This is a genomic window from Microbulbifer agarilyticus S89 (assembly GCF_000220505.1).
GTDB lineage: Bacteria > Pseudomonadota > Gammaproteobacteria > Pseudomonadales > Cellvibrionaceae > Microbulbifer > Microbulbifer agarilyticus_B.
The window spans coordinates 18,103-39,179 of record NZ_AFPJ01000045.1 but is presented as its reverse complement, the minus strand read 5'-3'; the positions used below and the strand labels follow the sequence as shown (position 1 = coordinate 39,179).

The window sequence follows — 21,077 nt, the reverse complement described above, 5'->3', positions numbered from 1 at the left end:
CAGCACTCATGTCGATGGCTCGGTATATCGAGCCTGTTATTCTTATGCGAACGGTTTTACCAGGAATCGGTTTACCAGGAATAGCCCACTCCAACCGTCACTTTTGTATCCTGCTTTTCGCTGTCGATGGAAGGCGTATTGTCATACTGCCAGGCATATTTGACCTCCATCAAAATGCCCTTCACCAGCGGCGTGCGCACGCCAATTTCCGCAGTGCTCTGGTAGTCGTCACTGCTTTCAAACGACTGCAGAACCTCCTGGTTGTAATACACCTCGGGGCCCAAATCGAACTTGTAGCGGAAATCCCACGCGGATCGGCCCGCAGCGTAACGCTTGCCCGAGTCTTCACTGAGGCTCGGGTCAATGTACTCATCCTGCAGGCTACTCACACCACCCTGGATGGAGAGCGCGGCTTTGTCCGTGTCGAAAAACAGGTAACCCAGGCCGAGACCCAGTGTGGTGCTGAGGTCCAGGTTGCGCGCTTCCTCATGTAGCAACGCGCTGTTGCCGGCGGCGAACCATTTCTCGGCAAAGATCCAGCGCAGGTCGTAGCTCAGCCGGTACTTTTCCAGATCATCAATTTCGGGGTTTTTCTGGTTCTGGTACTGGGTGCCAATCAGGTGATGAAAATCACCGTGGCGCACATCAAAGTTCACGTTGACGTCCCAGTCCTGCCGGTCGCGGTTGCCGTCCTCGAACACCCCTGCCGCGGATACATTGCCGTGGAAGACGATTGGGTTACCGACAAAATTCACGTAGGGCTCGGCGCGATCGATGGCGGGGAAATCCATCACCCAACCAGCGCCTTCATCGCAGTACAGTTCCCACTGCTGGCGACGGTGACCAGCAAGCGCGCAGGGTTCATCGCGCCCAGCAATCTTCAGGTCCTTATCGGTTTCCAGCGACAGAATCTTGGCTTTCTCCACCGTAATATCGCCAAAGGTTTCCGAACGCCAGATCACATGGTCCTTCTCCACGATCACCAGCTCGCCATAAATGCGGTCGCCATTGGCCAGGCTCAGCACACCTGCGTGTGCGGCGGGCACGACAAGGAAACCAGCGACGAGGAAAGCGGCAACAAGGAACTCAGGCGCAACTTTCAGCCAACTTATTGCAAAAAAAGAGAAAAAATTCGCGGAAAAAACGGGAAAACGGGGCACAACAGACAGCACGAAACGACCTTCCAATAGCTTGACATTATTAATTGCGAGAAACTAATAATTCAGGGGTTCGGCGAAAAGAAAAACAGTTTCCAAACATTCAGTACAACCGGATGCAGAAACCAATGTCAGCAAACAATGATGCCACAACTCGCATCTGCCTTACACTCGCCCAGGTCCCAGAGGGCCGCGTGGTGACTTACGGGGGATTGGCGGAGATGGCCGGCTTGCCGAGGGCGGCCAGACTGGTGGGACAGACGCTGCGTAAGCTGCCGCGCGACACCACCCTGCCCTGGCACCGGGTTCTCAACGCGCAGGGAAAGATTTCTCTCCCGGAACCGGGATATCAGCGGCAGAAGAGCAGGCTGGAGGCCGAGGGCATCTCGCTGGTACGCGGCAAAGTCGACCTGGAACAATTTCTCTGGCGGCCATGACGGACGCAGCATTGCTAACTGGTTGTCGGGTCACCCTCTGCCGCCTTGTGGTTGTCCCGCCACCAGACATAAATCGCCAACAGGATCGCTGGTATCCCGAGAATCGCGGCATAAGTGAAAAACAGGGAGTACCCCTGGGTGTCCACCACAATTCCGGAGAAACCGCTGATGAATTTGCCCGGCAGGGTCATTAGCGAGCTGAACAGGGCGTATTGGGTAGCCGTGTATTCCTGATTCACCAGGCTGGACAGGTAGGCAATAAACACCGTATTGGAAATACCCGCGCTGACATTGTCCGCACTGATCAGGATCGCCAGCCAATTCTTGTCCGGGCCAATCTGGGCCATGTGGGCAAACAGCAGATTGGTCGCGGCCACCATCACCGCCCCCAGGATCAATGGGCGCATAATGCCGTAGTGCACGACCAGCAAGCCGCCGAGGTAGGCACCAAGAATGGAAAAGAAGAAACCAAAGACCTTCACGATCTGGAAAATGTCTGATTTCGAAAAGCCCAGATCCAGATAAAACGGGTTAGCCATAACGCCCATGGCGAGGTCGCTAACGCGATAAACACCGATCAACAGCAAAAGGATCAGGGCAAAGCGCCCGTTGCGCTTGAAGAAATCAATAACCGGGCAGATAACCGCTTTTACAAACCACTCTTTCAGGCCACTGTGCTCGCCTGAACCCCAGATGCGCTCAATCCACGCGCGCTCAAACGGCTTCGCCAATTCCGCCGCCTTGGTATGATCCGGTTCGGCAACTAGGAGTGTGGTGATGATGCCCACCCCCATCAGCGCCGCCATGCTGAGATAGGAAGTTGACCAGTCGGCTATATCGGCAATGTACAATGCACCCCCGCCGGCGACCAGTAACGCCACTCGATAGCCGAACACATAATTGGCCGCCATGGCGCCCTGCAGTTCTTCACTGGCGGATTCAATACGAAATGCGTCAATTACGACGTCCTGAGATGCGGCACAAAAGGCAACAGCCACGGCGATCAGTGCAATTTTCGTCAGGGCAAGCTGCGGATTGAGATTGGCGAGAAAAAACAGACACAGGGCAATTCCTAGTTGCGATAACAGCAACCAGCTGCGGCGTTTTCCCAACATGCCGTTAAAGAAAGGGATACGCAGATGATCGATCACCGGCGCCCACGCAAACTTGACGGAATAAGTAAGGCCGACTAGGCCAAAGAAACCGATGGTGGTTCGGCTCACTCCATAATCTGTGAGCCACGCCGCCAAGGTAGAAAACACCAGCAGGAATGGCAGCCCGGCAGAAAAGCCGAGGAAAAACATGGCCAGCACTTTGGGTTTGAGATAAACCCGCATTGCCTGTCCCCAGGTTATTTTTGTGTCTTGCATGGGCAGGCTCTTCTTCCTTTTATCCGCTTGCCTGGAGGTTGTGCACTAATAGAGGTCGCGATAAAACGCCACCCTCAGCGTCCAATTTTTACTTCTAATTGTGCTTCGGCCAACGAGTTGGCCTCAATCTGGGCGACCACTTCGGCAGCGGGGGCTTCAGTACCCAGCGCCAGTTGCTCGACCTTGAGCGCGTACACGCGAAATTGATATCGATGCGCGCCCTGCCCCTGCGGCGGACAAGCGCCCGCATAACCGGGATCACCGAAGCTCGCGCGACTTTGCACCGCCTCCGGTATCAGGCCGGCTTTCGGGTCGCCACTGCCCGTCGGCAACTCTGTCGCCTCGGCGGGAATGTTGAATATCACCCAGTGCCAGGCATCGATTGCCGCAGGCGCGTCAACATCCCGCATCACCACGGCAAAACTGCGTGTGCCCGCGGGCGCACCGGACCACGCCAGGTGCGGCGAGGTATTCTCACCGTTGCAGCCCATCCCGTAGTAAAGCTGGGCGGCGCGCAAGGTATCGCCCTCGGTGTAGTCCGTGGACGTCAATACAAAGGCCTCAGCGTGCACCACGAGAGCCAGGGCTATACCCGCCAGGGCGGTCATTGCGCGCAAAAGCATTGTTACAGGCGCCATGGAATTTCGCCCTCCCAGTGTAGCAGCCCACCGTTGTTAATCCGCGCACGCCTGCACGTCCTGAACGCCCAGCCATTGCCACGAAGCATCGCGCGCGCAAAACTTTTCAGCGATTGCTGATACGCAGGAATCATGGTGATTCCGATAACAGGGTAGCAATGGCTGCCAAGTCCATATTGCCCCCCGTAAGTACTACCACAACTTTTTTACCGCGGAAGCGCGCACGGTGCTCCAGCAATGCGGCCATGCCCGTCGCGGCGGATGGCTCTACCAGTTGCTTGGTGCGGGTCCACAATAAATCCAGCGCCTGCCGGATCCCCGGCTCGGTAACGGTCACGATGTCGTTGACGGTTTCCCGAATCACCGCGAAGTTACGCACCCCGAGGGTGGTACGCAGCCCATCGGCAATGGTGTCGGCCACCTGCTCGGTAATCCGCACGCCACCGCGCAGCGAGCGCTGAGCATCATCCGCCCCCTGAGGCTCCGCCCCCAATACTTTTATCTGGGGTGCCAGCGCCGATACCGCCAACCCAATACCGGCCAGCAAACCACCGCCACCGACCGGCGCGACTAGCAGATCGGGCTCAAAACCGAGCGCACGACACTGGCCCAGTACTTCCTGCGCCACAGTGCCCTGGCCGGCAATAATGCGCGCATCGTCAAACGGTGGCACCACGTGCGCACCGGTTTCGGCGACCACTTGCGCCAGGGTAGCCTCCCGTGCAGCCAGGGTCGGGGCGCACTGCACGATATTTGCCCCGTAGGCAGCAACCGCCGTTCTTTTGGCCGCAGGGGCATTTTCCGGCATCACCACGGTACACTGGATACCGCGCTGCGACGCCGCCCAGGCAAGTGCCGCACCGTGATTACCAGAGGAGTGGGTTGCCACCATGGCAGTATCCGCAGGCAATTCAAACAGGGCATTTGCCGCACCGCGCGCCTTGAAGGCACCAACCTTCTGCAAGTGCTCACACTTGAAGTGCACCTCAGCGCCCAGCATGTCATTCAGTGCTGAGGACCTGATCAGGGGTGTCCGGTGCACCAGGCCACAGAGGCGCTCGGCAGCGGTAAAGATATCCGCGGCCTCAGGCAAATCGATGGATTCCACAGAGAGATCAGACACAAGGTTACCCATCAAAAAACCGCCCTAAGAAGGGCGGTACAGAAATAAGAATTTGACTAACGCGACACTGGGTAGCGCATTCGCATCATCCCCAGAGCACATACAATGCCATCAGGGTTATCCACATCAGCAGGGCGCGGGATAGCAAACTCTGCATCGCCTCGACTTCGGCGCCGCACAGGCGCTGCCCTTCATTCACCGCCACACCGGCACTGCACTCGCTGCTGTCAATACCGCCAAGGGCCCCTTCCATGTAGCGCTCAAGTACATCCGCCGTGGTGGTTTCCTTACAGGTCAGGCGCTCGCGCCAGGCCCGGTAGCACCCGGCAAAGTTACCCACAATCGCCAATGAGAAGCCGAGGGCGCGCACCGGCAACCACTCGATAAGCCACAACCAGCGTGCCGCCAGCGCTACTTCTTCAACCTGTGGGTTTTCCACAGGGGCATCAGCGCCAGCCTCTTCCGCAGCAACGTCGTTGTCGTTTTGCGCGGCGTCGCGGGCAAAAGCCGACAGGGCCATCTGGCTCATGCGATACAGCAAAGCACCGGGCACACCCAGCAACAAAAACCAGAAGAGCACCGCGAACAGCCGCTCGAACGCGCGGTAAACCGCGGAGTGAAACACCAGCCGGTGCAGGGACTGCGCGTCGGAGACTTGCGCCACCTCCCGCTCGGCATCCGCACCCAGTAGCGGCGATGCGGCGGCCTTGGCGGCCTCCAGGTCACCCTGATACCAGGCACGCAAGTAGCTGGCGAGCGCATCGTTGAAGTTGCCGCGCCCGAAACAGTAGAGCAGTGCCGGCACGCTCACCAGCAATACCCCCAGCCAACCCAGCATGGAATCGGCAAGCGCCAACAGCAAGGCGACCGCCATCACGGGCGCCAGCACCAGAATGCCAAACCCGAGGCTGTAGCGCTGTTTGAGCGCCGGCCGCTGCAACACAAAATCTTTCCAGCGGCCGAACCAGGCATCTCGATGCAGTGGGCCACCAGAACCCCAAATCTGAACCAGCGCCAGTGCCAGCAGCACAATCAAAAGTGCCATAACTCCCCCGTTATCCTCTGTGGCGCCGCCCGGCACTAAGCTTGGGGCAGATCACCTTTGTTATTTCCAGAAAGCGCATCCAGCTCGTCGAAATATTGACGCCAATGAAACCCCGGCCCCGGATCCAGCTTCCTGCCCGGTGCAATATCCGAGTGCCCGGTTATCCTCGAGCGATCTATACCCGGGTACTCCTGCATAATCGCCGCAGTCACTTCTGCCAGAGCGACGTATTGCTCTGCAGTAAAGGTATCGGTATCCAGCCCCTCGAGCTCGATCCCAATGGAAAAGTCGTTGCAGTTATCCCGCCCACAAAAAGTGGACTGCCCCGCATGCCAGGCGCGTGCGGTAAAGGGCACGTACTGGGTGACCCGCCCATTGCGGTCGATCAGCAAGTGCGCAGACACACGCAAGGTCGCGATTTCGGCAAAATAAGGGTGGGCATCTATATCCAGATGGCCGAGGAAGAACTCGTCGATAAACGCGCCACCGTACTGACCCGGCGGGAGGCTGATACTGTGAATGACGAGCAGATCCACATCCGTATCCTCAGGACGCGCATTGCAGTGCGGACTCGCAACCCGGCGCACGCCGGAAAGCCATCCTGACTGGATCTGATATTTCAAAACACCACTCCGCAAAAACTGGGCACCCAGTTATTCTATGGAAGCGAAGAAGAGTCTGCCAATAGCCGTCGCTGCGAGTTATCGGAGGAATAGCAACTTTTTACGAAAATAGAGTATTTTCTGCACAAAAAAGCCGCTTTTAGAGGGCAGAGCGCGCGCAGACCCACAGGTCGAATGGGCCACGCGCGCCCGCCGAATTCGGAATGAGGGTCAAACGCTGATTGCGATTTTACTTTCACCACAATTGCCGACGACATACTCCAGTGCCCGCTCGAACAGCGGCCCCTGCTCCAGCGGCAACAACTCCTCATCGCGCAATGCGTGGGCAAGCTCCAGACGGGAATAGACACCCACCTTGGCGCCCTGGCGGTTTACAAACATAAACTGGTCCAGGTCGCTGATGATGGCAGCCAGACGGCACCGCACTGGCAGTTTTTCCGCCCGGCGCAACAAGAACCAGCTGTCTTTAAGGTGGTAAGTCTGCTGCCAGTGATTGTCATCTTTCGGCAGTGGCTTGAGGTCTTCCGCATTCGCTGACGCCGCTTTGGTGACGACTTGCTGAATCTCCTCCACCGCGGGCAGTGCCTTCTGCTCTGCCGGCAGCTCGCGGGACTCATTCAGCACCTGCGTTTCCGGCACCGGCTCCTCAACCACCGCAGTAGCGGTCAACTCCGATGCGGGTATGGACACCACACTGTCGGCCTCGCGGCGCAGTTCTTGCACCAGGCGCTCACGTGTACGTCGCTCACGCTCTGACTCTACCCGCTCACCCAACTTCTGGCGCTCACGGTAGAGTATGTCCAGGCCACCCATCAGGCGCTGGCGATCGCCCGCACTCAAGGAAAGCGATTGCGCACCGGCTTCCAGGCGCTTCTTCAGCACCGGCAGCAAGCGACGCATCTTCACACTGCTTTCCGGCATGGGCGCGACCACACTCCAGATCAGGTCGCGCGCAGTGAGCACGTGCTGACGCCAGGCGGTGCTGTCCGTGCCTTCTTTCAGGCAGGCGCGGAAGAGCACACTGCTCCAAACCCGATTCAGCCACTCGTGCACGATCTTCGGCAGCTTGCGCTCGGCAGTGAGCGCGTCGAATACCGCAGCAACGCGCGCCTTGGAGGCCTCCACCCGCGCGGTGCCCTGGGCCTCGTCGACTGTACGGCGCTCCATCACTTCCGCGCGCTTGCGTTCACGCGCAGAGAACTGCCGGAAAGACTCCAGCAGGCGCACAAAAATTTTCTCGTCCCGATCGTACTCCGCCAGCACCGCCTCAACGATGGTGCAGACCTCACGGTACAGCGGGTCGTTCAGGTAATTCTCACCCGGCTGCCAGCCAATGGCGGCATCGGCGAGTTCGTTCAGCAGGCGGCGCGCTGGGTGGCCACCCTTGCTGAAAAAAGCTTTGTCGGCAACGGCCAGCTTCAGCATTGGCAGCTGCATGCGAATCAGCTGTACCTTGATTGGCTCCGCCAGGTTGCGGTCCTCAAGCATGAACGAGAACAGCATATCCACCAGGCGGATGACTTCACTATCCAGTTCGTGCAGCGACGCACTCTGCTTGGATTGCACCAGGCTTTGCTGCAATAACTCGGTAACGTTTACCAGCTGACCGGTAGCACCGGTGTGCGCGGGCATGGACATCTGGAACTGCCCGAGCTGCTGCAGCAGTGTCGGTGTCGCCATCGCCGGGACACCTGCGCCAGCTGGCGCCAGGCCCGGACCGCCCGAGTAACTTCCGGCAGAACCGGCACCAGAGTTAGGGTAACCGGCCATGCCGGGCTGCGCCGCGGTATATCCTGCTGACGCCCCACCACCAAAACCCGATGGCGCACCGCCCGCATTCCCCGGGGCAGCTCCGCTAGAGAATCCTGGTGCCTGACCAGCAAACCCTGGCGACTGGCCAGCAAATCCTGGTGCCTGGCCGGGAGCAAAACCTTGCGACATGTCCTCGGCAAATCCAGCGGCGGCCATATCGGCAGCGCCCGGACCGGGCACGCCTGGCTCGCCGCCGGGAACCGGCGCCTGCGGCTGCGCACTGGCGCTTGGCGCCTTGCCTTCAGCCTGGCGCTTCAATTCACGCAGCGGATCTTGAATATGCGGCAAAACCCCCTGTTCAATCAGCAGGCGGTTACAGTCCTCGTACAGCTCGACCAGTCGGTTGGCCAGGTGCAGCTCGAATTTTTTCAGCACCGTCATCCGCGCACGTAGAGAAATCTCCACATCATCCAGCGCATCGGCAAAGGCAGCGCAAATCGCGGCGGGGCCGAGCGGCAGGTTCTCGTCGTAGATTTTTTCCGGGAGCAAGGTATCCAGGCGCAGGGAGAGAGCCGCGATGGGCTCTGCGTGATCCCGACGAATATTAGCGACCATGGAACGAATGGCGACCTGTTGTTCCAGGTCGTCATTATTGACCAGCGACAGCCCCATGGAGGCAGATCGCAAATCGAGCTCGGCGTCCTCTCCGGGAGAGTCGTTGCGGGGATGGTGAAAACGCTCTTCAACGCCATCACAGAAGCCATCAATCAGGTTGCTTTGCTCTACCCGGATCGCACGGATGGCCTGGAACAGCTGATCTTGCTCGTCCTGCTGATGCGCTTTTTCCGCCATCATAAACAGGGAATCGTCGACCTGGGCGAAGACTTCTTCAGCCCGGGACTGAATCCACTGAATGGCTTTTTGATTGACTAGGCTCACGATTTTACTTAGTTGCCGGGTAGCGGACTTATTCCCGGAGGGACCACCTCGCCCCGCCTTCGCGCCGCCACTGATTACAAAAAGCTCGTTAGTACTTCTTTCCATATCATCCATGCTCACCCCAGTATGCCCTCCTGGCATCGGTTTGATACGCACCTGTGTCGGGTACCTCTCTCAAAAACCAACGATCCGAACAGAATGCAACTGGCTATTAGCGCGAGTATTCGCACCCCAAATAATTGATTGGCGCGCCAAAACCGCTGAAATCTATGACTTATCTTTAAAAACCGTGTGACATCAACACGCAAAAGGCGACCGATGTCTCAAAACACGCCCACAATATCCTGCAAAGCACATTGACACGCAAGTGCCAAAAAGGACCAATCTTCGTGAAATGCTTTGAAAATTGTACGGCTGTACCGGAATGGCACGATATTCAGGAGAATTGACAGCCAAACTGTGGGTTTCGCTGCCAAAAATGCTAGGGGGGAAATCGTTACACGTGCCGCACGGGATAGCAACCCCGAGCTACCTCGCCACGCTGCGGGCAACCCGGGAGGGAGGGAGAGGCGGCGGTCAGTGCATCTCGCCGCGGGACTTCCGCACCGTACCAATCACCGATTGCAGGGCGCGCTCGAACAGCATGCCATCATCCATCGACATCAGCTCACCCTTGCGCAGCGCAACTGCCAACTCTGCGCGAGTGAATTCTGCCACCTTGGCACCGTTACGGTTAACAAAAATAAACTGGTCGATATCTTTGATCACCGCGGCCAGGCGGCAGCGGAACTGCTCCTCCTCACCACGCTTCAGCTCAAACCAGCTACCCTGGGCCAGACGGAAGGTCTGCTGCCAGTGGGTGTCCGTTTCTGGAATTTCTTCGCCATCGAGAGCGTCGGACTGCAGCTCGACCTCCGCCACCGCCTGTTCCAGCGCCTCCATTTCCGGGAGCTCCGCCACAGTTTCCTGCACAGCCTCACTGGTGGCAACTTCCGCTGCATCCTGCATAGCGGCGTCCGTAGCCGCCACCAACTCCTGCTCGGTGGCTTCAGCCTGGCTGGCCGCTTCTGCCATAGCGCGCGCTTCCTGCTCAACCTGCCGGCTGCGCTCCTGTATCAGGCGCTGGGCCAGGGCAAAGCGCTCGCGGTAGATTTCCTTGAGCCCGGCAAACAGACGACGCGCTTCAAATTTATTCAGGGAAACCGCTTCGACGCCCGCTTTCAGGCGATCCTGCAACGCGGGCAACAGGCCGAGTAACTGCTTGCGGCTTTCCGGCATGGGCGCATGCACACTCCACACCAGGTCGCGGGCAGTGCGCACATCGCGACTCCAGGTTTCGCTGTCGGTCCCCTCTTTGATACAGGTCAGGAACAGCATGTTGCTCCACACCTTCTGCAACCAATCGGCCACCACCGGCGGCAGGTCGCGCTCGGCCATCAATGCATCCATTACCGCCGCAACACGGGCACGCGCTGCCTGAGTCTTGGCCTTGCCATCAGCCTCATCCACGATGCGCCGCTCAAGGCGCTCGGCGCGCTTGCGCTCACGCAGGATAAACGCGCGGAAGGACTCCAGCAGGGTCGAGAAAATATTAATATCCTGGTCGAACTCGGCGAGCACGCGCGCGACCACTTCGCTGATCTGTTTGTACAGCGGGTCTTTTTCGTAATTGTCTTTTGCCTGCCAGCCGGTACACGCATCCGCCAACTCATTCAGCAGCTTGCGGGCCGGGTGCCCCCCTTTGCTGAAGAACGATTTATCGGCAATGGCCACCTTCAACAGCGGCAACTGCAAACGTCCCAATTGCGACTTGATCGGCTCGGCCAGGTTGCGGTCTTCGAGAATAAAAGAGAACAGCATTTCCACCAGCTTGATGATGTCGCTATCCATCTTCGCCAGTGCACCAGACTCGCGGGCCTCAACCAGGCGGTTCTGCAGGAGATTATTGACGTTCAGCAGCTCAACCTGGCCATCGCCATAACTCTGCGGCAGATGAGATTGCAGCGCACCGAGGTGGGAGAGCAGGTCTTGCGGCGCCATGGGTGCCACACCGCTACCCAGCGGCACCAGGCCATGCCCCGCGACACCGCCAACCGCGGAAGCACCAGATTGCACCGCACCCTGCCCTGACGCACCCGCCCCTTCACCCGGGGTTCCCTGGGTGCTTTGCGGGCGACGCTGCGGGCGCGCGCTGCGCTGCTTCAGGGTCGGCAACACTCCCTGCTCAACGAACAGGTTATTGCACTCATCATAAATTTTGCCGAGATTTGCCATCACCACCTGCTCAAATTTCTTCAGCAGGGTCAGGCGCGCACGAATGTGCAGATCCAGGGTGCGCGCAGCTTCAACAAAAGCATCGCAAATCGCATCCGGACCGAGAGGGTTGTTCTTGTCGTAAATCTTGACGGACAGCAGGGTATCGAGGCGCACAGAAATCGCCGACAGGGACTCGGCAAAATCACGCTTGGCATTCGCCACCATGGTGTCGACGGCAACCAGCTGCTCGAGATCGTCGTTATGCACCAGGGAAAGATTGTCTGCCGCGTAGGGGTCTTCGTCGTCAACCGCGGCTTCCTGCACATGGAATGCCTGCCCGCACTTGTCGACGAACAGCTCCACAACACGGCGGCGCTCAACCCGCAGCAAACGCAGCGCCTGGAACAATCCGTCCTGCTCATCCTGCCCATGGGCCTTCTCGGCCATGGCAAACAGCGAGTCATCGACCTTGGCAAACACCTGCTTGGCAAGCTCCAGCAGCTGCTGCCGCGACTTGTCGCACACGACCTCAACCGCGGCAGGCAGGCTCGCGCCCGAATGAGATTCACGCTTTCCTCGCGTACCCCCCTGCAGGGACACCACGTTAGAAGATGAGCGTTCGCTGTCTTTCATGTCATCTAGCCTCGTCCGGCCTCCCTCGAGAAGATGCCGGTGATGCACCACAGCAGCCCTGGGAAGCCACTGAGCTCTAATTATTGGATTTCTTGTGCTCTCGCTTGTCGGCTTACGAAACTGCCCGAAACACATTGGGCAAGCAAAGAGCAAGGCAACCTATTTTTGTCGACCGTTGATTCTAAAGACAGATTGTGTCAACAGACAACCGCAGACAGACTCGCTAGACCGTTTTTGCGACTTCATTCACAACAGCCCCTCTCGCCGGGCCCACTCCGTGCACCGCCGAACCCTGATACGCGTTCTTCTTGCGAACAGATTTGCTAGAATTGGCGCCCCACATTGCCCCTGCGTTTGGAATTCGTCTTTAGTTAGGCGAGCACTATCGAGGTTCGAGTATGACGCCCGCCACTGCCAGCATCCCCAATCTTGTTTCGGATATACAGCGCTCAGTACGCGACGCGCTGGCAGAGGACGTGGGCGATGGCGATATCACCGCGCAGCTCATTCCTGCCGAACGCAACGCCCGCGCCCGGGTAATTACCCGTGAGGAGTGTGTGTTTTGTGGCCGCGCTTGGGTGGACGAAGTGTTTCGGCAGCTCGATCCCGCATTAAAGGTCACCTGGCATGTTGAAGACGGCCAGCGCGTTGCCGCAAACAGCACATTATTTGAGCTGGACGGCAATGCCCGTTCCATTCTGACCGGCGAACGCTGCGCGCTGAACTTTGTACAGACGCTTTCCGGCACGGCCACTACCGCAGCGAGCTATGCAGCGCTGACCACCGGCACGCAAATAAAGATTCTGGATACCCGCAAAACCATTCCCGGCCTGCGCACCGCGCAAAAGTACGCGGTATTGTGCGGAGGTTGCGGCAATCACCGCATCGGCCTGTACGATGCATTTTTGATCAAGGAAAACCATATTGCGGCTGCCGGTGGCATCCACAATGCGGTGCAGCAGGCCCATCAGATCAAGCCCGGCGCACTGGTGGAGGTGGAAGTGGAGAGCCTGGAAGAACTCCAGCAGGCGCTCGACGCCGGTGCCGACGTCATCATGCTGGATGAATTTACCGATGCGATGACGGCGCAGGCTCTGCAACTGGCCAAGGGCCGCGCCAAGATCGAAATTTCTGGCAGTGTGAATGAGGCCCGCCTGCAACAACTGGCCACGCTGGAGGTCGATTACATCTCGTCCGGAAGCCTGACCAAGCACCTGCGAGCCATTGATCTGTCCCTGCGCCTGCTCGCAGAGTAAGCAACGCACACAGGGGTTATTTGGCAGGCCGATATATCCAATACTGGTGCAGCAAGTAGTTACTCACCAGCGTCACCAGGGTAGCCCCCACCTGAGCCAATAAATAAGGCAGGAACAGTAACAGCAGGGCAAAGCTCAGCGTGTTCACCCCCAGGCCAATCGCCACCACGACAATAAACCGGGGCAGCGCCTGACGGTGCCCGGCGCGGCCATGAAAAGTCACATGGAAATTCAACAGGTAGCTGACCAGCGCACCGCCAGCGTAGGCGGCCATCGATGCGGTAATCGCAAACACACCGAACAGCTCCACCAGCGTGATCAATAGCAGGTACTGAGCTGCCGTAGCGATACCGCCGACCAGAATAAAACTCACCAGCCTGCGCGCGAGGACAAGCAGTGGTCGCCACAGCCAAGATCTGCGCTGCGGGCCAGGCGATGCACACTCGGGAGCGGTAGGATCAGGCTGTGTCATGGTGCTTCGGCTTGGACTCATGGGGCTCTGGGGCTTGCGCAACGGGCGGCGATTCGACCGCAATAGCGCTTTTCTGTTTCGACGTTTCCGTCACCTCCGCGAGCTCAACCACCTCGGGCGACGCCGTTTCGCCAGCGTCATCGGCACGACGCCGTCGCATGGCCCCCGCAAGCACCGCCGCCTGTACCAGCAACAATCCCTCGATCGGCTTGCGATAGCGCCCCTCATTCACAGAGATCGGCAACAATCCCTGCACTAACACCCAGGTAAGCACGAGTACACTCAATAACCGCGTACCGCCGAGACGGCGCCAGTACAACAGGGCAGCCAGCATTAACAGCAGGGTAATCGGCGCCCACACCCAGCGCGTATGATGGTTGACGGCCTCCAGCCAGCGGGCCTGGTTATTATCCGGCCAGGAAAAGCCAAAAAATAAATTCACCAGATTAGCGCTGGTCAGCTGCAGGTAGCGCTCCAGCGTCAGCGGATATTCGGCCATCACCGCATCCCAATCTGCGGCGCCATTGGTGATATCGATCTCCGCCTTCACCACGCCTTGGCGGCTTGCGCTCCAGTCGCTCAGTGGGGCCAGGGGTTTCGCATCCATCGCCGGCGAGGCAAACCAGTACACCCAGCGTGCACCATTGCGCTCGTAGCTGATGTGAATGTCGCGCTTGCCCGAGCGCGCGTACAGCTCATTCAACTTGCCAATACCATGGGGCGCGACCAGATGCATGGCGGAATAGCTGCGGTACACCAGCGGCCCCATGATCAGGCCAAGCACCAGCAGGCTATAACCTGCCTTGGCAAGCTTGCGCGGCTGGACCAGCCACAACCAGGTGGTAACCACAGCGGCAAACGGAATCGCGATACCGCGCGTCAAACCCGCGGCTGCCCAGAGCACCACCATCAACAGGAAGCTTGCGAGTGTTTGCTTACGCCGACAGCGCCAACTGCCGTAGAGCGCAGCCCCCAACAGCGGCAATAGCAGGGTCTCCTGCATAAAGTAGCCGTAGATCGCGATCCACGACGGCAGCAACGAAATGCCGGCCCACACCGCGGTAGCCAGCAGGCGCGACGGCAACAATTCGCGGGCAAACCGATACCAGATCCACGGGGTAATACAGGCGAGCAACACCGTGTAAAACCCAATCAGCAACGGCTCACCCAGTGTCAGCTTGGCAAGCACCCCGATATATAGCTGATACATCACCGGATCAGTGAGCGTCATCGGGTCGGTGCGCAGGGTTTCCGTGCCCTGCTCCCAGTGCCGCTGCGGGTCACTCCAGATGAAGTTGATCGGGTTGTAGGTAAAGATATGCTCGATGCGCAGCCAGATACCCAGCGCAATCAACAGATACAGCCCGGCATACAGCAGCCAGCGACGGTCAATATGCAGTGTTCCCTGCGGCAGCACGATCACGGCCAGATCCGCACCGTGGTTCAGCCGCGCGCCCTGGTCTCGCTTGAAAAAATCGAATTTCATCGCAGTGGCTGGCTCCGGGGCTATACGGGCTTGGCAGCTGGCTTGGCCGACGTTGCAGCACCGGACACCAGCGGCTCCACCGGCGGAGCGTCGTTGCCACGGAAAAAGAGCCGACCATGCCCAAAGCGCAGCAGCGGGAACCAGCGGCCGAGAAATGCGAAGGTCCCGCGTTCGCTAATGTAGTGGGCGTAGGCCACATAAGTCGGATCCCAGGACAGGTGCCGCTCTTCGGTGCGTGCGCGCATGAAGTAGATAAAGTTCACCAACAGCAACAGCAGAGACTGGCGCAGGGCCTCAGTGCCACTCGCGCTGACCATAAACGGCATGGAGATCATCCACCAGGAAAGGTTCTTGCTGATGTATGCCGGGTGCTTGGTAAACCGGTAGGGTCCGTTGGTGAGAATGCCGCGATGGGTCAGGTTGGAAAAGCGGATACCAAACGGAATGCTGGCCCACACGTAAATGGCAATAAGCAGCAGAATGATTGAGCCCCACAGGCTGTATGCCCAGGGCGTATCCCAGAACCAGTATCCCCACGCCGGCGCATCGTCGTATTTCAAATAGGTGCCGGAAAACAGACTCCAAAATGGCTGGTAACCGATCAGTGCCACCCCCCAACCGAGGAAGCTTGGCTCTACGGTGCGGATGTGCGAATCGAACAGGCGCAGGGTGCACACATACCCGACGGTGACAAACAGCAAATCGATGTAGAAAAGGAAATTGAAGGTGAAATCAAACACCGATTTGAAATTCACCAGCAGATTGGAGAAATCGAAATTCAGCAGGTTGGTCAGGTTATTGCCGAGGTACACAAACATCAGCGGCAGGAAGAACAGCTTCACCAGCCAGCCGAGGTACAACTGGCCCACGGCTTTCCCCGATACCTCTTTGGTATTCCCCATTACCCAGCTTCCCAGCTGCCAGTAACCATCTTTGGGGGACTGCATGGCACCGTCCACCAGGTAAAAGTACGGCACCGCCAGCGCCATCCACCAGGGGAATACCGCTTTTACCACCGCGTAATAGTTGTCGTAAAAGGAACCGTGGTACTCGGGGAACAGCCAGTACACAAACGCCACTGAGCCGATGGTGAGGTAGAAGCCCACGAGCTTCAGGGCGGTGCGCCCCCAATTGAAATTCACCCGGCGGAAGTCGAGACCGGCAGACGGGTTGCGCCAGGGTTTCAGAAAAACCCATTCCAGCAGAATAATCGGCAGGGCCAGTGCCACAGCAACCACCACCAGGGAATGGGTTTTGACATGCAGGTCCTGACCGTACTCGCGCAACCAGAAGACCGCCGCGAGCGACACGCAGAGGGCAAACAGGTTGATCCACATATTGGTGGGAGCGCCCGGACAGGAGGGGACCGCAGCCACCCCAGCCTTTGGGGACGGCGAGGTGTGTTGCGCTGAGGGCTTCTTGGAGGCCGTTTTTTTACTTTTTATTTTCTTCATGCTCGGTCCAACGAGTGCAGCCGAACCAAGCTATCGCATTGCAACCAATACCAGATGGGGCGGCCAGACCAACGGTCATATTTGCACCAGTTTACCCCCATCCCCGGAGCACTGCCAGAAACCGCCTGAGGCCACTCAACTCAAACTGAATTAATAGTCAGTCTTGTCGTGCTACTACTCATCCGACGCAGGTTCATGATGGTGGTGGTGATGTTGGTGATGCTGATCGTGGCTCTCGTGGCTGCTGGCAGCACCGGGGGCATTGTGAGTACCGTGAGTACTGTGAGTACTGTGAGTACCATGAGTACTGTGAGCATCATGGCCATTGTGAGCACCGTGAGCACCATGCCCCACGGTGCCCCACAAGGTCCACACGCCAAATACCAGCACCATAGACGCCATGGACAAACGCACGCCCGGCTTTTGCACAATCTTGCGCAACCGCGTGGCCGCCATGCCGGTGGCCAGTACGGCAGGTGCGGTGCCAAGACCAAACGCCAACATGGCCAGGGCCGCCTGCTCGCCACTGCCCTGGGCAAGTGCGAAGGTCAGCGCGCTGTATACCAGCCCGCAGGGAAGCCAGCCCCACACCGCGCCAAGTGCCACCGCTTGCGAAGTCGAGGTTACCGGTAGCAAGCGTCGCGACAGGGGCTGCACCGCTCGCCACAGTACCGCGCCACCGCGCTCCAGCCATACCAGCCCGCGCCACCAGTCCGCCAGGTACAGCGCCATGGCGATCAGCATCACTCCGGCAACAATGCGCAGGGGTGCCAAACCAGCGGCAAGATCTGCAGCCAGGAAGGCACCGAGACTGCCCACGAGTAACCCCATCAACGCGTAACTGGCGATGCGCCCAGCCGAATATCCAAGCAGCTTGGGCCACTGGGGTTTCTCCCCCGGCACGGCCAAGCCCAGCGCACCGGAAATCCCGCCGCACATACCGATGCAGTGACTACTACCCAGAAAACCGATTGCCAGCGCGGCGGCAAGAAAACCCCAATCCGTCATCAGTCTGGCTTCCGCTCGTCGCTCGCACCCGGCGCGGGGCCTCGACCGCCTTCCCGCGACGCCTCCGCGCGCTCTATCTCGGCGGACTCCGTAGCAGTCTGTTTTAAAGGCTTGTGATCGTCTTCAAACAAGATCCGGCGGCTTTCCGTTTCCAGATCGTCGTACTGGCCGTTGTTCACCGCCCAGAAGAAAAACTTCACCGCACAGGCAATGAACACGATCACAATGGGCACGAGAAGAAAAATACTGTCCACTTAAACCTCGAAATAGGATTTCGGCATCGCCGGGCCTTTGTCTTGTGCCTTATGCCGCGTGTTGCCAACGCGATAAGCGCAGGGCATTCACCACCACCAGCAGCGAGCTCAACGACATGCCGATGGCGGCAGCCCAGGGTGGCACCAGGCCGAGGAAGGCCAGGGGCAGCGCCAGTAAATTGTACAAAATGGCCCAGCTCAGGTTTTGCCGGATGATCTTGCGACAGCTCGCCGCCAAGGCAAACGCGCGCGGCAAGGCACACAGGTCGCCCTTCAGCAGAATCGCGTCCGCTCTGGACTGCGCCAGGTCCGCCGCGGACATCATCGCCACGGACACGTCGGCACCGGAGAGCACCGGTACATCATTGATTCCATCGCCAATCATCAATACGCGCTCACCTTCCCCCTGCAGTCGCCGTAAGCGCTGCAGTTTCTGCTCGGGAGAGGCGCCCGCCTGATAGTCACCAATACCCGCGAGCCCCGCAAGCCGCGGGACTTCTGCAGACTGGTCACCACTCAGCAGTTCAACCGCGACCCCCTGCTCGCCGAGCATGCGCACCGCACCTGTGGCACTGGGGCGCATGTCGTCGCCCAGCCCCAGCCACGCAACCGGTCCCGCGGCATCACCCAGCAACAGCCACTGTCCGGGTTCGGCAGGTGCAGACAGAGCGATCCCGGCCGCACTCGTGTTGCCACTAAGGATTTCACTGACAAAACCGGGCGCGCCGAGACGATATTCAACACCCTCGCACACGCCCGCCACGCCCTGCCCGGTGACGGAGCGCAGGTTGCTGGCCGAGCGATTGGCGAACCAGGGCCGAAACGCCCGCGCCAGCGGGTGGTTGTTTTGCGCCTCCAGTGCGGCGGCGATATCCCGGGCAGCGTCGCGGGAGAAACCGTCCCTGAGCGGCACCACCGCACGCAGCTGCGGCGCCCCTTCGGTCAGCGTCCCGGTCTTGTCGAAGATCACACGATCTACCGTGGGCAAGGTTTCCAGCACATGCCCCTTGGCAACCAGAAGCCCCAGCTGCTGCAGGCGCAGCGTCGCCGCGGCGAGTGCCGCGGGCGTTGCCAGTGACAGCGCACAGGGACAGGTGACCACAAGTACCGAGAGCGCAACCCAGAACGCGCGCCCCGGGTCCTGCTGCCACCAGAATACAAAAGCGGCCACGGCAATACACAGCACTGCGGCAATAAACCGCCCGGCAATGCGGTCGGCAAGAGCCGCCTGCTCCGGCTTGTCCAACTGCGCCTGTTCCACCAGCTTTTCGATCGCGGAGAGGCGCGTGCCACTGCCGGCGGTAGAAATCCGCACAGTGAGCGACGAATCACCGTTTACACTGCCGGCAAATACCCGGCTGCCGCACGCTTTCTGCTGCAACTCGGATTCGCCGGTGAGAATAGATTCATCAACCCCGCTTGCGCCCTCAGTAACCACACCATCCACCGGCACGGTATCCCCTGGGCGCAACAGGATGTGCTCACCGACGGCAAGCGCCGCCACCGGCACCGACTCAAGCTCACCACCTTCGCCGCGGCGCAAGGCGGCCAGCGGCAATAACTGCGCCAGCCCGCCACTGGCGAGTCCGGCCCGGTGACGCGCACGCATCTCGACAAAACGTCCGAGCAGCAGGAAGAACGTGAACATTGAGACGGACTCGAAGTACACCTCGCCGGTTTCAAAAACCGTGGCGTAAACGCTGGCCCCATAGGCCAGCCCGATGGCCAGAGAAACCGGCACATCCATAATCAGGTGTCCGCTGCGCAGTGCGCGCCAGGCCGCGGCAAAAAACGGCTGCGCCGCATAACACACCACCGGTGTTGCCACGACCAACGATACCCAGCGGAAGAACTGCTCAAACTGGCTATCGATGCCTTTGTTGCCACCAAAATAGAGGGCAATCGCAAACATCATCACCTGCATGGTGCCGAGGCCAGCGACTCCCAGGCGGCGCATCGCGGAGCGGCGCTCCTGCTGGATCAGCAGTTCATTGTTGGCCGCGGTTGCGGGGGAAGGACGGTAGCCAATACGGGTGAGTGCAGCGAACAGCTCGCTCAACTTGACCTGTGCCAAGTCGAGCACGATCTGCGCGCGGTGGGTGCTGGCATTGACAGACACCCGGTGCACACCCGCGAGCGCCATCAGTTGCTTTTCAATCAACCAGACGCAGGCGGCACAGGTAATCCCGCCTACCAGCAGGCTGGCCACCTTCAGGGGCTGAGCAGTATCCACACCGGGGAGGGAGCCCGAAAAGTCACGCACAAATTCCGCCTGTACCTGCGGCAGGTCGTATGCCTGCCAGCGCTGGTCCTGGGAGGAAGACTCGGGGCGTTCGCTGCTGTTTTCCCGGAATCGGTAGAAGTTATCCAGGCCGCCGGCGACGATCGCCCCGGCCACGGCCTCACAGCCTGGGCAGCACATGGGGCGGTCGACCCCATCAATGATGACGGAATACTGGCTGCCATCGGCGACGGGCAGTCCACAGTGAAAACAGTCACTGCGCTCGCCAGTGGCATGGGCACCGCCGGCGGAGGCGGCATCGGGCGCGAGGGAGTCGCTCATAGAGTCACCCATGGAATCACTGCTCCGCAGGGTTCAGGGGCACTCCGTTGCCAATATTGAAATTGATTTCTCCTTTCAGCCGCCACTCTGCCTTGCCGAAGTTTTCCGGGTTCAGTTCCGGCATCAGCTGCAGGTACCAGCGGTGCTGCATGGGCGCGGAAACCTTTCCGCGGTAGCGGCCGATGGAAACCTGCTCGAGCACCACGTGCTCATCCAGGTCTGCTTCCACCGGGTGGCTGAGGATCAGTAACAGTTTTTCCGGGTACTCGAGGCTGCCGCGCAAATCGAGGGACACGGACTTTTCCTCCGGGGAGAACAGCAGCATGCCGGCCAGGCCAAGCGCTTTCGCCTGCTGGTCCTGTTCGGCACTGTAGTGATACAGGCGGCTGTCCTTGTAGTAGGTATCGCTCACCACATCATCGCCGTGGCGAACCGCAATCGACAGCATGGTAAAGGACACGATCACCACCACGACCAGCGGCGCCATCACTACCCAGAACCAGGGCTCGCGGTACCAGACTCCTGGCGGTTGGGAATTTTTTTTCTGAGGCACGAACGTATTAAACCCGAACTCTAAAGCTAACAATGACTGAAATAATTTACCGCCGCGG

The 21,077-nt window shown here is 59.3% G+C and carries 17 protein-coding genes; 2 read left to right on the top strand and 15 right to left on the bottom strand.

Going from position 1 to position 21,077, the window contains the following annotated elements:
• Positions 1 to 71: 71 nt before the first annotated feature.
• On the bottom strand, positions 72 to 1,046 hold the full coding sequence (locus tag AS89_RS0114605; protein WP_237709703.1) for a DUF481 domain-containing protein: 975 nt from the start codon (positions 1,044 to 1,046) through the stop codon (positions 72 to 74).
• Positions 1,047 to 1,285: 239 nt separating this feature from the next.
• Between AS89_RS0114605 and AS89_RS0114600 the strand changes: the two genes are divergently transcribed.
• Entirely contained in the window at positions 1,286 to 1,594 is a 309-nt protein-coding gene (locus AS89_RS0114600) for an MGMT family protein (protein WP_010133464.1), read from the top strand.
• Between the two features lie 14 nt (positions 1,595 to 1,608).
• Here the strand turns inward: AS89_RS0114600 and AS89_RS0114595 are convergent, their stop codons facing one another.
• From AS89_RS0114595 to AS89_RS0114565, 7 genes are all read right to left on the bottom strand, one after another.
• Positions 1,609 to 2,964 (bottom strand): AmpG family muropeptide MFS transporter, encoded by a 1,356-nt coding sequence (locus AS89_RS0114595; RefSeq protein WP_010133463.1) that lies wholly within the window; start codon positions 2,962 to 2,964, stop codon positions 1,609 to 1,611.
• A 74-nt stretch (positions 2,965 to 3,038) separates the two neighbouring features.
• A complete protein-coding gene (locus tag AS89_RS0114590; protein WP_202798408.1) occupies positions 3,039 to 3,602 on the bottom strand; it encodes a YbhB/YbcL family Raf kinase inhibitor-like protein in 564 nt (187 codons plus the stop codon).
• 130 nt (positions 3,603 to 3,732) lie between these two features.
• Entirely contained in the window at positions 3,733 to 4,725 is a 993-nt protein-coding gene (locus tag AS89_RS0114585; protein ID WP_237709702.1) for a threonine ammonia-lyase, read from the bottom strand.
• An 85-nt stretch (positions 4,726 to 4,810) separates the two neighbouring features.
• A complete protein-coding gene (gene ampE, locus AS89_RS0114580) occupies positions 4,811 to 5,770 on the bottom strand; it encodes a regulatory signaling modulator protein AmpE (RefSeq protein ID WP_010133460.1) in 960 nt (319 codons plus the stop codon).
• A 35-nt stretch (positions 5,771 to 5,805) separates the two neighbouring features.
• Entirely contained in the window at positions 5,806 to 6,393 is a 588-nt protein-coding gene (gene ampD / locus AS89_RS17770) for a 1,6-anhydro-N-acetylmuramyl-L-alanine amidase AmpD (RefSeq protein WP_033230586.1), read from the bottom strand.
• A 210-nt stretch (positions 6,394 to 6,603) separates the two neighbouring features.
• The gene (locus AS89_RS0114570) at positions 6,604 to 9,189 is read right to left on the bottom strand and encodes a DUF1631 domain-containing protein (protein WP_258165065.1); all 2,586 of its coding nucleotides are present in this window, start codon (positions 9,187 to 9,189) and stop codon (positions 6,604 to 6,606) included.
• Between the two features lie 471 nt (positions 9,190 to 9,660).
• Positions 9,661 to 11,973: a DUF1631 domain-containing protein gene (locus AS89_RS0114565; protein WP_010133457.1), complete on the bottom strand. Its 2,313-nt coding sequence runs from the start codon at positions 11,971 to 11,973 to the stop codon at positions 9,661 to 9,663.
• A gap of 398 nt (positions 11,974 to 12,371) precedes the next feature.
• On the opposite strand from AS89_RS0114565, the gene nadC reads away from it, so the two are divergent.
• A complete protein-coding gene (gene nadC, locus AS89_RS0114560; RefSeq protein WP_010133456.1) occupies positions 12,372 to 13,229 on the top strand; it encodes a carboxylating nicotinate-nucleotide diphosphorylase in 858 nt (285 codons plus the stop codon).
• A gap of 16 nt (positions 13,230 to 13,245) precedes the next feature.
• On the opposite strand, the gene AS89_RS0114555 is transcribed toward nadC, so the two are convergent.
• The 7 genes from AS89_RS0114555 to AS89_RS17750 form a co-directional block, all read right to left on the bottom strand.
• On the bottom strand, positions 13,246 to 13,701 hold the full coding sequence (locus tag AS89_RS0114555) for a GtrA family protein (RefSeq protein ID WP_158217374.1): 456 nt from the start codon (positions 13,699 to 13,701) through the stop codon (positions 13,246 to 13,248).
• Positions 13,688 to 15,187 carry a hypothetical protein gene (locus AS89_RS17765; RefSeq protein ID WP_010133454.1) on the bottom strand — a complete coding sequence of 500 codons (1,500 nt, stop codon included), beginning with the start codon at positions 15,185 to 15,187 and terminating at the stop codon, positions 13,688 to 13,690. The genes AS89_RS0114555 and AS89_RS17765 overlap by 14 nt, the downstream gene beginning before the upstream one ends.
• A gap of 20 nt (positions 15,188 to 15,207) precedes the next feature.
• Entirely contained in the window at positions 15,208 to 16,641 is a 1,434-nt protein-coding gene (locus AS89_RS17760) for an isoprenylcysteine carboxylmethyltransferase family protein (RefSeq protein ID WP_237709701.1), read from the bottom strand.
• A gap of 174 nt (positions 16,642 to 16,815) precedes the next feature.
• Entirely contained in the window at positions 16,816 to 17,649 is an 834-nt protein-coding gene (locus tag AS89_RS18985; protein WP_010133452.1) for a sulfite exporter TauE/SafE family protein, read from the bottom strand.
• Positions 17,649 to 17,903 (bottom strand): cbb3-type cytochrome oxidase assembly protein CcoS, encoded by a 255-nt coding sequence (gene ccoS, locus AS89_RS17755; RefSeq protein ID WP_010133451.1) that lies wholly within the window; start codon positions 17,901 to 17,903, stop codon positions 17,649 to 17,651. The genes AS89_RS18985 and ccoS overlap by 1 nt, the downstream gene beginning before the upstream one ends.
• A gap of 49 nt (positions 17,904 to 17,952) precedes the next feature.
• A complete protein-coding gene (locus AS89_RS0114530; RefSeq protein WP_100169401.1) occupies positions 17,953 to 20,466 on the bottom strand; it encodes a heavy metal translocating P-type ATPase in 2,514 nt (837 codons plus the stop codon).
• A gap of 16 nt (positions 20,467 to 20,482) precedes the next feature.
• The gene (locus AS89_RS17750) at positions 20,483 to 21,019 is read right to left on the bottom strand and encodes a FixH family protein (protein WP_237709700.1); all 537 of its coding nucleotides are present in this window, start codon (positions 21,017 to 21,019) and stop codon (positions 20,483 to 20,485) included.
• Positions 21,020 to 21,077: the final 58 nt, after the last annotated feature.

What these genes read in the sequence shown, in the direction of transcription:
- nadC (WP_010133456.1), top strand. Translation starts at nt 12,372, where the DNA reads ATGACGCCCGCCACTGCCAGCATCCCCAATCTTGTTTCGGATATACAG.
- AS89_RS17760 (WP_237709701.1), bottom strand. Translation starts at nt 16,641, where the DNA reads ATGAAGAAAATAAAAAGTAAAAAAACGGCCTCCAAGAAGCCCTCAGCG.
- AS89_RS0114555 (WP_158217374.1), bottom strand. Translation starts at nt 13,701, where the DNA reads ATGACACAGCCTGATCCTACCGCTCCCGAGTGTGCATCGCCTGGCCCG.
- AS89_RS18985 (WP_010133452.1), bottom strand. Translation starts at nt 17,649, where the DNA reads ATGACGGATTGGGGTTTTCTTGCCGCCGCGCTGGCAATCGGTTTTCTG.
- AS89_RS0114530 (WP_100169401.1), bottom strand. Translation starts at nt 20,466, where the DNA reads ATGAGCGACTCCCTCGCGCCCGATGCCGCCTCCGCCGGCGGTGCCCAT.
- AS89_RS17765 (WP_010133454.1), bottom strand. Translation starts at nt 15,187, where the DNA reads ATGAAATTCGATTTTTTCAAGCGAGACCAGGGCGCGCGGCTGAACCAC.
- AS89_RS0114590 (WP_202798408.1), bottom strand. Translation starts at nt 3,602, where the DNA reads ATGGCGCCTGTAACAATGCTTTTGCGCGCAATGACCGCCCTGGCGGGT.
- ampE (WP_010133460.1), bottom strand. Translation starts at nt 5,770, where the DNA reads ATGGCACTTTTGATTGTGCTGCTGGCACTGGCGCTGGTTCAGATTTGG.
- AS89_RS0114595 (WP_010133463.1), bottom strand. Translation starts at nt 2,964, where the DNA reads ATGCAAGACACAAAAATAACCTGGGGACAGGCAATGCGGGTTTATCTC.
- AS89_RS0114565 (WP_010133457.1), bottom strand. Translation starts at nt 11,973, where the DNA reads ATGAAAGACAGCGAACGCTCATCTTCTAACGTGGTGTCCCTGCAGGGG.
- AS89_RS0114600 (WP_010133464.1), top strand. Translation starts at nt 1,286, where the DNA reads ATGTCAGCAAACAATGATGCCACAACTCGCATCTGCCTTACACTCGCC.
- AS89_RS0114570 (WP_258165065.1), bottom strand. Translation starts at nt 9,189, where the DNA reads ATGGAAAGAAGTACTAACGAGCTTTTTGTAATCAGTGGCGGCGCGAAG.